Consider the following 12,611-nt stretch of genomic DNA (forward strand, 5'->3'; position numbering starts at 1 on the left):
ATGCATGACTTTTTCCGCAGAAAAAACCGTGCACGTCCCCCTTGAGGAGAAGCTACATTTCCCGGTGGGAACGTATTTCCTGAATGGAGATGGACAGGGAGGCGCGGCCCCGGTACACGTTCCGGTCAATCGTAAAGGCGATGTCCCAGGGTGGATTGGGGAGTTCACGCTCCGCCCCGTTGAAGAAGATGGCGTCACGTTCCACCATCCCCTGCCGCATGAAGAGCTTCAGGTGGTTGGTTCCCACGCGCTTGGGCGGCTCCGTGGGGAAGACGTCGGAGCTCATGAAGAGGGGCTGGGGATTGGAGTTGCCGAAGGGCTCCAGCTTTTCATAGCTGTCCAGCAAGTCCAGCGTCAGCGCCTGGAAGGAGACTTCCATGTCTATGTTGAGCACGGGGCTGCGCTGTTCCTCCGTCGTGGTTTCAGAGACGTACCGATTGAAGGCCCGGCGGAAGTCGTCCATGCGGGCTTCCTCAATCACCAGGCCCGCCGCCATGTCATGGCCGCCGCCGGAAACCAGCGTATCCGCACAGTGGTGGATGGCCTGAACCAGGGATACGCCGGGAATGGAGCGGCCGGACCCCTTCCCTACGCCGCTCTCATCAAAGGCGATGACGAAGGTGGGCTTGTGATACCGCCTCATGAGCTGGGAGGCTACGATGCCTACCACGCCGGGATGCCAGGCGCGGGAACCGAGCACAATGACGTTGTCCCGTTCCGGGTCAAAGGAGTTGTGGAGCATTTCCACCGCATCCGTACGGATGGCCTCCTCTTCCTCCTGCCGCTTGCGGTTGTGCGAATCCAGCATCTGGGCAAGCTGCACGGCGCGCCTGTTGTCCATGGTCAGCAGAAGTTCCAGGGCGTCCATGGGGGAGTCCATGCGCCCGGCGGCATTGATGCGGGGGCCTATCCTGAAGCCCACATGCGCGGCATTCAGAAAGCCCGCGTGGTTGGCGGAGTCGGAAGGGCGGATGCCCGCTATTTCCGTCAGGGTTTTCAGGCCCGTATGGCGGCTGTGCGCCAGCCTTCCCAGGCCGTGGCGCACCAGAATCCTGTTTTCATCCACCAGGGGGACGATGTCCGCCACGGTGGCCACGGCCACCAGGTCCAGATAAAGTTTCAGGTCAAAGGTTTTCAGCTTCCGGTCCTTCAGCAGGGCGTGCGCCAGCTTGAAGACCACGCCCGCGCTGCACAGGTAGGTATACGGGCTGTTTTCCTCAATTTTGGCATTGACCACCGCCACGGCGTCCGGACGGCCCAGCGGCCCCGCTTCATGGTGGTCCAGAATGATGACGTCTATTCCCAGGCTGTTGAGCATCTCCACTTCCTTTACGGAGGAGGTGCCGCAGTCCACCGTAATGAGCAGGCTGGGTTTTTCCGCACATTCGCAGAGGCAGCGTTCTATGCCCGCTTCACTGAGCCCGTAGCCTTCCCGCGAGCGCACGGGAATGAAGTATTGCGGGTCCAGGTCATAGGACATCAGAATGGCCCGGAGAAGCGCCACGGAGGTGACCCCGTCCACGTCATAGTCCCCGTAAATGCACACGGTTTCCCCTTCATCCACCGCCTGGAAGATGCGGTCCACGGCGGCCCTCATTTCCCCCATCAGGAAAGGGTCGCTCAGATGGGAGAGCCTGGGCTCCAGAAAGAGGTCAGTTTCCGCTCCTCCGGTAAATCCGCGCTGCAGCAGAAGCTGTTTGACCAGCAGGGGCAGTTCTGCGGGAAACGCTTTCAAGACCGGATCATCCTCCCTGACGGAGGGGCGGAGAGTCCAATGAAAGCCCGGTGTCATGGCAGTATTTTAGCCCCGCATCCAACAGGGTCAAGGTTGTTTCCACAACAAGCTGCCAAAGCGGGAAGAAGAAGGTGCCTAACCTGTTTCCGGGAGAATGGCCGCCGTTCCCGCCGGAATGCGGGTTCCTCCTTCCCCCATGATGCATGGAAACGGCCTTCACGCTGCATTTCCATCTTTTCAAAGAGAAAAGCTCCGTCCGGGGAAAATCCGGACGGAGCCGCAGCATCAGGCATCAGCGCCTGAAACAACTATTTCCGGGAGGAGAAGATCACCTCATTGATGATCGCGTCCGGCTGGGGGGCCTTGTAGGTCAGGCGCACGGCAGTGGTCCCGGCCGGAATGGCAAACTCGGAAGCTCCGGGTCCGGCGTTCCGCTTGCCCACCGGCGTCCAGGATCCCTCGCCGCGGCGCGCCTGGATGGCGAAGGCGGCGGACCCTACCACGACTACCTTGGCAGCCTTGGGGTTGTCCAGATTGGGGACGATCACGTCCAGGGGCTTGTCAGCACGGTAGACCGTTTTCAGGTTCCTGTCGCTCAGGGAGACCAGGCTGGTGCCGGGGTCCGACGGGGGAACGTCAAATTTGAACATGTTCAGAACGATGTCCTGTTCCTTGCCGCTTTTGTTGACCAGTTTCATGCCCTTGATTCCCTTGGGGAGCTGGTTCGCCCTGGCAATGAAGTTTTTACCCTGCTTGTCCAGCTTCTGCACCACGGGCTTGGCGGAGCCTTCCACGTCCAGCTCCACTTCCGCCCAGGAGTTGACGTCATCCCGTTCCAGGTTGACTTCCAGCCAAGTGGCGTCCGTGGGGCCTTCCAATTGCAGGGAGATGAATTCGCCGGGCTTCATTTTGTGCGTTTCCATCACGCGGTTGATGCGCACGATTTTGTCGGATTTCTGCACGGAGACGCCTTCCAGCCCCGCCACGTTGGAGGCGGCCATGGCTGAAGGAGGCGTGTTGACGGCTATTTCACGCACGGCGGTCCAGACGGCGCGGCCGTTGTCCGTTTTCTTCGGTTCAATGACGCGGTAGCGCACGGCACGGAGTGAGACGGGCTTGGGCGCCTTCCATACCACCTGCATGCCGGAGGTTTCCGGTCCCAGCGGCTTCCATGTTTTCAGGTCCCGGGAGCCTTCCAGCTGCCCCTTGGCTACATAGTCGCCGTCCTTGTCATTGCGGCCCATGAGCACTTCCACGCTCCGCACGGGAATCGGCATGCCGTAGTCCACGCCATACCAGTCTCCCGGCTCGCCGTAAGCGCCGGAATGCCAGAAGGAGCCGCGGTCTCCGTCACAGAAGAGTTCCGCCTTGTCCATATTGCCCCCCTTGACCAGGGGCTTGGGGGAAAGGGCCGGAGTGCCCGCAATAGCGGGGAAAACTTTTTTGGAAACGGTGTCCGCCAGTTCATTGACGGCGGGGGTCATCACCCGGGAACCGGTTTTCACCACGGAGCGGTACAACTGGCCTTCCTGGTTGTGGCGGCGGGAAATGCCGTCCATGGCCGCCAGGGCCTGCGTGGCCTGCACCAGCTGGGTCACGGCGTCCCTGGTGTTGTTTTCCTCCAGCGCCGCCACGGCATGCTGGCCGGCGCGGCCCAGTTGTTCAAAGGCATCCACCCACGCGCCGATTTCCTTCATCAAGCGGGGGTTGTCCGCCTTGGCCCGGATGACGGGCGCGGCGGCGGCCATGCGAGCGAATTCCTTCTTGAGCAGGGCCGTATCCGCTTTGGCCACCTTGCCTTCCCGGGCGGCTTCCAGCACGCGCTTGACCACGGGTTCTATTTCCACGGATTCCTCACGGCGGTAGCCGTGGCCGTTGGGACCCTGGTCGGAGTTGTGGTTCACAAAGACCTGCATGGCTTCCGCCGCCTGCGGGAACAGGCGCCTGACGCCTTCCTTCCAGGATTCCTCCGATTTGAAGCCGTTGATGTTCCAGGTGTAGTCCGCAAGGCCGAAGAGGGAGACCTTGGAGGCCTCCGGCTTGTCCATGGGGTTGGAGACGAAGCCGCCCATGGATTCCTTCGCGCCCGGTTCCGTGGCAAGGCCGTACACGCGGCCCATGCACAGGTTGGAGCGGCAGTAGTCCGTTACGGGGAAGTTCCACCAGACGTAGGAGGGACGCTTGATTCTCTTGTTCACCCACTGCTGGCCTTCCAGCGTGATGTCATGGCAGACGGAGTCCCCCGTCCACATGACGTGGATGGAGGGGTCCAGACGGTCGCCCAGAATGTCCAGGTAGGTTCCCGGCTTGGAGTCCGCCCAGCCGCGGTTGTACTCCGTAGGGCACATGACCAGGGGGGTGACGTCCTTTTTCACCTTGACGAATTCGTTGTTGATCTTGTTGAGCAGGAGCGCCTGCATGTCCCCCCTCTTTCCCTCGCCGAAGATGTCGTCAAAGAACACGGCAAAGGAACGGACGCCCAGCTTGTACATCATCTCAAATTTTTTGATGACGTTGTTCATGTCCTCTTCCGTCCACTTGATGTCCTTGCCGGGGTGGATGGCCCAGACAAAGTCCACGTGGTTTTCCTTCGCCACCTTCACCAGTTCCTTGATCTGGGCGGCCTGGTCCGCGGGATAGGGGTCCCGCCAGTGGGGGGAGGAGTGGTAGGGATCGTCCTTCGGCCCGTAGATGTACGTGTTCATCTTGTTCTGGCCGTAAAAGCGCAGTTGGCTCAAACGGGCCTCATGGCTCCATGGAGTGCCGTAGAAGCCTTCCACCGTTCCGCGGAATTCGATGTCCGGCCAGTCCGTGATTTCCCCTACGGGCAAGGTCACGCCTTCGCCGCCGGCCTTCGTGCCGAGCTGCCGCAGCGTCTGCATGGCGTAAAAAGCGCCCCGCTCGTCATGGGCGCCTATGGCCACTTTGCCCTGCGGGGAGACGACCAGCTTGTAGGCCCCGGATTTTTCCGGAACGCCGTTCAGCAGCTTGCTGGCCGCCGTCTTGGCGGAGCGAATCACCACGGAAGGCTTTCCGGAGAAAGCAACCGTCTGGGAGGAGAGATTGGACTGCTGGGGAACCGGGTACACGGCAGGTGACGCCGCAAGGGCGGAGCCGCCCAGCAGGGCAGCCACGCTCAAACCACATTGAAGAAGTTGAAAACCATTCATGATGATGCGCGATAATGGAATCAGAAAACACTTTCCACCTCAAGAAAAAACCGTCCGCTCCCATTCCTCAATACGTCAACCCGGGAAAGGCGCGGAAGGGGGCTTCCAGGCGGCGCGCCTTCCGGTCTCTTCCCCGCGAACGTTTCCTGTGCCGCCTTGGCCCATTCCGCCCCCCGCATGAAATCCACCGCCGGGACGGCCTTCAGCCGACGGTTCCGTGCGGCTCTTTCAGGACAGGCGGCCATGTACCTTTTTGCGTCTTGCAGTCCCATTCTTCCGGTGTAGAATACATTTTCCCTACCCCCTTCCCTCCCCATGGAATTTTTCATTCTTCTGCTGGTCCTCGGCCTGCTTTCCGGAATGGTCTTCACCTTTGTGAAGGCCTGCCAGGTCGTTTCTCTGGAACAAAAAGTCCGCACTCTGGAAACGGAAGTCGCCGGATTAAAGGAACGTCTGAATTCCCGTTCCTCCCCCCAGAGGCCCCCCGCGGAAACCAGAAAGAGCCTTCCGCCCCCTGTGGAAAGTCCGGTGCAGCCCATCCGTACGCTTCCTGCCGCCGCCCCGGTACGGGAACCCGCCTGCGCCCTTCCCTCCCGGAACAGCCTGCAGCCGGTCCGGAACGCCAGGCCCGCACCGTCGCGCCCCGCGTCCTTTTCCTGGGAATACTTCATCGGCGCCAAGCTGCTCTCCTGGATAGGAGGGTTTGTGCTGTTTCTGGGAACCGGGTTCTTCGTCAAGTACAGCATTGACAATGATCTGATTTCTCCGGAATGGAGGGTAACCCTCACGTATCTGGCTGCCGCCGGCCTGCTGGGCGCCGGCCTGTCGCGGCTGAGGAAGAAGTACCCCATCCTTTCCGGCACGCTGACCTCCACGGGCATCCTGGTCCTGTACCTGGCTACCTGCGCCGGACGCATGTTTTACGAGCTTCCCTTCTTCACGACGGCCATCGCGACCGTTCTGCTGGCGGCCACCACGGCGGCGGCCTTCATCCTGGCGGTGCGCCTGCGGTTCCGCATAATCGCCTTCCTGGGCATCATCGGCGGTTTTCTGACCCCGGTCATCCTGTCCACCGGCCAGGACCATACGGCCTCCCTGTTCCTGTACATGACCATCCTGAACGTCGGGTTGCTCGCCGTCGTAGCCGCAACCAGGTGGACAGGAGCCGGAGGAGCCGGACTGGCTGCCTATACCATCCTGCTGATGGGCTGGTTTGACGAATACGGCGGCCCCTCCCATATTCTCGCCGTCGTCATCCTGTCCATCTGCACCCTGCTCCTGTACGGGGGCTACGGCCTTTATGCCGGCACACGGCAGGCTGAACCGGACCGGAAGGGAGGTCCCTTCCTGCTGGCCTTCTGCGCCATTGCGGTCACCTGCCTGACGGCATTCCGCCTTCAGGCGGAGTGCAGCTTCCGGTTCCTTTCCCCTTCCTCCCACCTGCTTCTCCTGCTGGCGGGCATGCTCCCCATGATCGCCCTGCTCCCGCTGGCCCGCGCCAAAAGCACGTATTGGTCCTGCTTTCTTCCCATGGGGCTTTTCACCATTTTCTATTTTTACCAGTCTTCCGCGGAAGAAGCCTCGCAATCTGCCCTCTGGATATCCTCCCAGCTCCAGGGCCTTTTCTGCCTGTTCATGATTCCGGCGTCTTATGCGGTGCTGTCCGCACGCACGCCTTCCGGAGGGGCCTACCTGGCGGAGCTTCAGCCCGGCGTCAGGATTTCCTGCTTCGCCACGGCGGCTCTCGCGTGGCTGCTGGTCATGCACCCGCTTTCACCTTCCCCTTTTTACGTTTTCCTGACGGCGGCCACGTTCTGCGGAATGGCGGCATGGCACCGGAGAGGGCAGGCCCTGATGGCCGCGGCGGCCGGGTACACGATTGCGGCGTCCTATCAGGACATCCACCCTGCCGGTTCCGCGGTGATTTTCCTGGCGATCTTCCTGCTGCCCCTGCTGCTGGTCCGGCGGTTCCGCAGCGGCTTGCTGGCCTGGAGCGCCTCCGCCCTGGCATTCCCCCTCTTCTACCTTTCCTGGTGGCTCTTCGGAACGGCCCACCATCCTGAGGCCACCCATTTCTGGGATTCCACCGTCGCGCTTGCCTGTGCGGCGCCTCCGCTGCTGGCGGCCCTGGCCCTGCGGCGGCTACCGGAGGAAACGCTTTTGAAGCGTTCCGCCATCCTCTGCTTTTATTATGGAGCAGCCATCGGCATGCTGACGCTGGCCATCGGCCTCCAATGGACGGGCGCCCCCCTGACCGTAGCCTGGTCCCTGGAAGGGCTGGCCCTTCTGCTGCTGTGCGGCAAATTTCCCCTGCCCAGACTGGCCTGGACGGGATTTTTCCTGCTGGCCTTCCTGTTCGTCCGCAACGGCCTGTCGCAAGCCTTCGTGCAACTTGACCCTGCCGGAATGCCGGCCCTGCGCACGATGTTCGCCACCATGGTTTTCTGCTGCATGGCCGGAGCCTGGTGGGTCCAGAAGAAAGTGACGCCACGCCTGCCGGGGGGCCGCAGCTCCGGCCTCCGCGTTCTTGTCGCGGCCCTGAATATTTTCGGGGCCATCCTGCTTTTCATCTGGATGAATACGGAAATATCCTGCGGCTTCGCCGCACCGGGAGACCGTCCGCTGATGATCCAGTTCGGGAGCAGCGTGGCGCAGGACCTCACCATTTCCATTGCCTGGAGCCTCTTTGCCCTGGGCCTGATCGCCACGGGGTTTGACATCAGGTCTTCCAGGGTGCGCATGGCGGGACTCGCCCTGCTGGGCATCACCCTGCTGAAAGTCGTCTGTTATGACATTTCCAGCCTCGGGCAACTGTACCGCGTGGGAGCCTTGGTGGGGCTGGCCGCCATCGTGCTCATCTCCTCCTTCCTGTACCAGAAGTTCACCATGAAGCTGAGGAACAAAAAGAAGAGCCAGGGAGAGGCCCCGAAAAGTTAGCGTCATCTCACTTTGGAAGACAAATTTGACCATTGCATCACTTGAAGGGCGGTTCATAATGCGGAACATGCTCCGGCGCATTCTGATTCCTTTTCTGTGTCTTCTGGGCCTGTTCTGCACTCTTCAGGCCCAGGACGCCCCCGGCCTGAAAATCGCGGCCCTGCACCCAATTCTGGGGGATATGGCCCGCGCCATCGGCGGCAGCCACGTGCAGGTGGCGGACCTGCTGCGCCCCAACGGCAACCTGCACAGCTTTGAACCCGCTCCGCAGGATATCGCCGCCGCAGGGCAGGCGCGCCTGGTTCTGGCCTCCGGCAAGAATCTGGAGCCGTACCTTCCCAAGTTGAAAGACGCGCTGGGCGGCAGGGCGCAAATTCTGGACCTGGGGGCCTCCATTCCGGACGTTCCCGTGGCGGCGGACACCGCAGACCATGACCATGGGCACGACGGGGACTGCTGCGCCCACGGCCCCAACGATCCCCACTGGTGGCACACCCCGGCCAATATGAAACGCGCCGCCCGCGCCCTGGCCGCCGCGCTCACGCGGATGGACCCGGCCCATGAGCAGGATTACAAGGCCGGACTGGCCCGGTGGAACAGAAAAATGGACCAGCTTTCCTCCTGGGCCAGGAAGGAGCTTGCGGACATTCCGGAAGCGGACCGCATCCTGGTGACGGGGCACGCGGCCATGAACCATTTCTGCAAGGAATTCGGCTTCCGCAGCATCAGCATCCAGGGGGTGAGCCGTGAAGACGAAGGCAATTCCGCCCAGCTGGCCTCCACGCTGAAGAAGCTGCGCGCAGCCGGGGTAAAGGCCCTGTTCCCGGAATATTCCTCCAACCCCAAGAGCCTCACGGAGATCGCCAAATCCCTGAACATCCCCGTTGCCAAGCCGATCAATACCGACGGGCTGGCTCCGGACGGCCATACGTTCGAGTCCATGTTCAAGCAAAACGTCGGCATCATCAAGGAAGCCCTTTCCCCGTCCCCCAGGCCATGACCAGCACACCCCTGCGCCAGTTTTTCCCTACTCTGGGAGTCGTCATCCTGCTGGGGTTCTTCCTTTATAACATGACGGCAGGCACCCCCGGAGCACAGGAAGCGGACCTCTCCTCCCCCGCGGCGCAGGCCGCGGACGTTCCCACGGTCATCACGGTCAGGTGCGCCCACCGTCCGGAATTTCTTTCCATCTCCCATGGAAGCCGTGTCCTCTGGCAGTCCTCCACACCCGGCCTGCATGAAGAAGTGGAATGCGGCCTTCCGCTGGAAGACGGCTCCGTGACGCTCACCGTTTCCGCCCGCTGGCCGGAAGGCACGCCGGACACCCCCGTTACGCTGGAACTGGAACCGGAGGGCAGGCCGTCCGCCTCCGCCACCCGCTGGTCCTTCGGCCCTTCCCTGAACGACAGCTACTCCTTCTCATGGAAATAAACAGTCCAGCCCCCCACTGCTCCCAGGACCACATCTGCTGGGGCGCGCATGCCAGCCACCCGGACCGCCACCGGCTGGAAGTGCGGAACCTCAGCGTGTATTACGGGAGCCTTCTTGCCCTGGACGGCATCAGCTTTTCCATCACCTGCGGCCACACGCTGGCCCTGATGGGCCCCAACGGCGCGGGAAAATCCACGCTGATCAAGGCCCTGGCCGGACTGCTCCGTCCTGATTCCGGGGAAATCCTGTGGAACGGCAGCCCTCTTCACGATACGCCGGGAGAAATCGCCTACCTGCCCCAGCGTTCCGACGTGGACTGGTCCTTTCCCATCACCGTCCGCGCGCTGGTGGAAATGGGCCGCTATCCGTCCCTGGGACTGTGGAAAAAATTCGGGCGCCATGACCGGGACATCGTAGAAAAATCCCTTCACGCGCTGGGCATGGAATCCCTGGCGGACCGCCAGATTTCAGAACTTTCCGGAGGGCAGCAGCAGCGGGCATTCCTGGCGCGCGCCCTGGCGCAGGAAGCCCACGTCCTGCTGCTGGACGAACCCTTCACAGGGCTGGACGCCCCGGCCTGCCAGTCCCTGGGGCGGCTGCTGGATTCCCTGGCGGCGGAAGGACGGCTGGTCATCGCCTCCCATCACGACCTGAACACGGCGGCGGACATTTTTGACGCCATCCTGCTGATGAATCGCGAGCTGGTCGCCTTCGGCCCCCCGGGGGAAGTGCTTGCTCCCTCACGCATCCGGGAGACGTATGGAATGGAACCTCAACCGGAAACCCAAGTTTCATGATGGACGACTTTCTTCAATTCCTCCGCGAACCCATCGCGCAGCGCTCCCTGCTGGCATGCGTCATGATCGGCTTCGCCAACGGCTTCGTCAGCGGGCTGGTCATCCTGAAAAAATCGGCTCTCCAGATCGGCACGCTCTCCTGCGCCCTGCTGCCGGGCATAGCGGTGGCGGTGCTCCTCTTCGGCCTCACCCGCTGGAGCCTCCTGACGGGGGCCGTGGTGGCCGCCCTGCTGGTGGGCCTGGGTTCCCTCTTCGTCTCCCGCACGTCCCGGCTGAACCAGGATACCGCCCTGTCCATCCTGCACACCACGGCCTTCGCCGCGGGTTTCATCGTACTGGTGCGGCTGGGCCTGCAACAGAAAATTGACGACTGGCTGTTCGGCTCCATCATGAGCCTGTCCGACTCCGACCTGTGGATCGCCTTCGCCATCAGTTCCGTCAGCGTCCTGATCCTGCTTCTCTTCCGCCGCCCCATCCTGATCTACCTCTTTGACCCGGACATCGCCACCACGCTGGGCATTCCCTCCCGCCTCATCAGCTACGGCATCTTCACCCTCATCATCCTGGTGCTCGTCTCTTCCCTCCAGGCCGTGGGGGCGTTCCTGACGCTGGGGCTTCTCGTCGGTCCCGCCGCCACGGTGTACATGCTCACCAACAAGCCTTCCCACCTCTTCTGGGGGGGCGGAATCATCGGTGGACTGGGCTCTTTGCTGGCCTTTTACCTGTCCTTCCCGCTGGGCTGGCACCTGGGCGCAACCATCATTCTGGTGCTGGGAACCTTCTTCTGCGCAGCCTACTTGTATTCATCACGGTGCGGGCTTCTAAAACAGCGCAGAAAGAATTCTTCCTCCGTACAATAACAAGGCCCGTTTTCATGACAATCCATGACACGCAGACTACTAGTCCGCCGTGGGGGTCGCCATTATAATGCGGGTTGTGAAAAAATGTGAGATATGCTCTGCACCGGCAACGGTGTTCCTGACACAGATCATCAACGGGAAATCCACCAAATTCTGCCTCTGCGCCAAATGCGCCCAGGAGCGGGGCCTGCTGGACCCGGACGCCTTTGATCTGGCGGAGAAACTGTTCCCGAACCTTCAGGGCCAGTTCGGCAAGGAAGGCGCGGCGGACCCCGCCGCCCCCATTCCGGCCCTGCAGTCCCTACCGCTCACAAGCTGCCCGATCTGCTCCTTCACCCTTCAGGATTACAAAAATGTAGGACGCCTGGGCTGCAGTGAATGCTACAACGTCTTCGAAGAAGAGATACTCCCTCTTCTCACCCAGATTCAGCCTGATTCCCACCATCACGGAAAAACGCCCGAACGGGCGGAAAAGCGCGAAACGGAAACCCATACCATCAGTGATCTGGAACAACAACTTTCCCTGGCAGTGGCAAGAGAGGATTATGAACGCGCGGCCAAGCTCCGCGATCAAATCAAGCAATTGCGCACGCCGACCAATTAACGTACATGCTCTTTGACGACTTACTAAACAACCCCGCCAAATGGATGGTGGAATCACGGGATGAACACGACATCGTTCTCACCTCCCGCATCCGCCTGGCACGCAATCTGACCGCCACCCCTTTTCCCGGCTGGGCCACGCGCCAGCAGAGGGAGGAAACGCTGAAGCTCACCTCCAGTGAAGCGCGCCAAATCCCCGTCATGAAGGGAGGCTATTACGCGGAACTCTCCGGACTCACCCAGCAGCAAAAACAGCTGCTGGTGGAACGCCACCTCATTTCCCGGGAACTGGCCGCGCGCTCGGAAGGCTGCGCCGTTCTCATCTCACGCAGCCAGAACGCCAGCATCCTCTTCAATGAGGAGGACCACCTGCGCCTTCAGTACATCCTGCCCGGCATCCAGCTTAAAAAAGCATGGGGAGCCATCTCCAAAATAGACTCCGAACTGGAAGCCAGGCTCCCGTACGCCTACAACACGCGGCTGGGCTACCTCACCGCCTGCCCCACCAACCTGGGCACGGGCATGAGGGCCTCCGTCATGATGCATTTGCCGGGCCTGGTCATCTCAGAACAGATGCAGCAGGTCGTCCAGGCGGCCGTGCAGCTCAACATCACTGTCCGCGGCCTGTACGGAGAAGGGACGGAAGCCACCGGCAATCTCTTCCAGATTTCCAACCAGACCACGCTGGGAGACAGCGAGGACCAGATCGTGGAACGCATGACCCGCTTCACCTCCGACCTGGCCCACCAGGAATGGAACGCCCGCAGGCGGCTGCTCCAGGCTTCCTCGCTCCAGGTAAAAGACCGCGTTTCCCGCGCCTACGGCCTCCTGACCAACGCCACCCTGCTATCCACGCAGGAGGCGCTGGCGCTGCTCTCCTTCCTCCGGATGGGAGCATCCCTGGACATCTTTTCCCACCAGGCATTAAAAAACGTCAATAAAACCATACTGAACATTCAGCCGGCCCACCTGGCCCGCCTGTCCACCACGGACCAGACAACTCCCGAAGACAGGGACCAGATCCGTGCGGACATTATCCGGAAGGAACTTTCCGGAAACTGATGCAACAACAAAACTT

Annotated in this window: 9 protein-coding genes; 7 read left to right on the plus strand and 2 right to left on the minus strand. The window is 61.6% G+C overall.

The window, feature by feature from the left end:
* Window positions 1-52 precede the first annotated feature (52 nt).
* Entirely contained in the window at window positions 53-1,792 is a 1,740-nt protein-coding gene (gene recJ / locus J5W70_RS00310) for a single-stranded-DNA-specific exonuclease RecJ (protein WP_022397034.1), read from the minus strand.
* Window positions 1,793-2,043: 251 nt separating this feature from the next.
* Window positions 2,044-4,905 carry a glycoside hydrolase family 84 protein gene (locus J5W70_RS00315; protein ID WP_215832864.1) on the minus strand — a complete coding sequence of 954 codons (2,862 nt, stop codon included), beginning with the start codon at window positions 4,903-4,905 and terminating at the stop codon, window positions 2,044-2,046.
* A gap of 315 nt (window positions 4,906-5,220) precedes the next feature.
* Here J5W70_RS00315 and J5W70_RS00320 point away from each other — a divergent pair, with 315 nt between their 5' ends.
* The 7 genes from J5W70_RS00320 (at window position 5,221) to J5W70_RS00350 (ending at window position 12,595) form a co-directional block, all read left to right on the plus strand.
* Entirely contained in the window at window positions 5,221-7,842 is a 2,622-nt protein-coding gene (locus J5W70_RS00320) for a DUF2339 domain-containing protein (protein WP_022397032.1), read from the plus strand.
* A gap of 67 nt (window positions 7,843-7,909) precedes the next feature.
* Window positions 7,910-8,842, plus strand: coding sequence for a metal ABC transporter substrate-binding protein (locus tag J5W70_RS00325; RefSeq protein WP_180971530.1), 933 nt, complete (start codon window positions 7,910-7,912; stop codon window positions 8,840-8,842).
* Window positions 8,839-9,273: a hypothetical protein gene (locus J5W70_RS00330; protein ID WP_022397030.1), complete on the plus strand. Its 435-nt coding sequence runs from the start codon at window positions 8,839-8,841 to the stop codon at window positions 9,271-9,273. Before J5W70_RS00325 ends, J5W70_RS00330 begins: the two co-directional genes overlap by 4 nt.
* Window positions 9,264-10,070: a metal ABC transporter ATP-binding protein gene (locus J5W70_RS00335; protein ID WP_022397029.1), complete on the plus strand. Its 807-nt coding sequence runs from the start codon at window positions 9,264-9,266 to the stop codon at window positions 10,068-10,070. Before J5W70_RS00330 ends, J5W70_RS00335 begins: the two co-directional genes overlap by 10 nt.
* On the plus strand, window positions 10,067-10,930 hold the full coding sequence (locus J5W70_RS00340) for a metal ABC transporter permease (protein ID WP_022397028.1): 864 nt from the start codon (window positions 10,067-10,069) through the stop codon (window positions 10,928-10,930). Before J5W70_RS00335 ends, J5W70_RS00340 begins: the two co-directional genes overlap by 4 nt.
* Window positions 10,931-11,042: 112 nt before the next feature.
* Complete coding sequence (locus J5W70_RS00345; RefSeq protein ID WP_102721371.1) at window positions 11,043-11,534, plus strand: UvrB/UvrC motif-containing protein; 492 nt, start codon at window positions 11,043-11,045, stop codon at window positions 11,532-11,534.
* 5 nt (window positions 11,535-11,539) lie between these two features.
* The gene (locus tag J5W70_RS00350) at window positions 11,540-12,595 is read left to right on the plus strand and encodes a protein arginine kinase (RefSeq protein ID WP_022397026.1); all 1,056 of its coding nucleotides are present in this window, start codon (window positions 11,540-11,542) and stop codon (window positions 12,593-12,595) included.
* The last annotated feature ends 16 nt before the right edge of the window (window positions 12,596-12,611 follow it).

It is taken from the genome of Akkermansia massiliensis (genome assembly GCF_018847375.1).
In the GTDB taxonomy this organism is placed as follows: Bacteria; Verrucomicrobiota; Verrucomicrobiia; order Verrucomicrobiales; family Akkermansiaceae; genus Akkermansia; species Akkermansia massiliensis.

Excerpts from the sequence above, each read along its gene's own strand:
- J5W70_RS00320 (WP_022397032.1), top strand. The coding sequence starts at position 5,221 with ATGGAATTTTTCATTCTTCTGCTGGTCCTCGGCCTGCTTTCCGGAATG.
- J5W70_RS00350 (WP_022397026.1), top strand. The coding sequence starts at position 11,540 with ATGCTCTTTGACGACTTACTAAACAACCCCGCCAAATGGATGGTGGAA.
- recJ (WP_022397034.1), bottom strand. The coding sequence starts at position 1,792 with ATGACACCGGGCTTTCATTGGACTCTCCGCCCCTCCGTCAGGGAGGAT.
- J5W70_RS00315 (WP_215832864.1), bottom strand. The coding sequence starts at position 4,905 with ATGAATGGTTTTCAACTTCTTCAATGTGGTTTGAGCGTGGCTGCCCTG.
- J5W70_RS00325 (WP_180971530.1), top strand. The coding sequence starts at position 7,910 with ATGCTCCGGCGCATTCTGATTCCTTTTCTGTGTCTTCTGGGCCTGTTC.
- J5W70_RS00330 (WP_022397030.1), top strand. The coding sequence starts at position 8,839 with ATGACCAGCACACCCCTGCGCCAGTTTTTCCCTACTCTGGGAGTCGTC.
- J5W70_RS00335 (WP_022397029.1), top strand. The coding sequence starts at position 9,264 with ATGGAAATAAACAGTCCAGCCCCCCACTGCTCCCAGGACCACATCTGC.
- J5W70_RS00340 (WP_022397028.1), top strand. The coding sequence starts at position 10,067 with ATGATGGACGACTTTCTTCAATTCCTCCGCGAACCCATCGCGCAGCGC.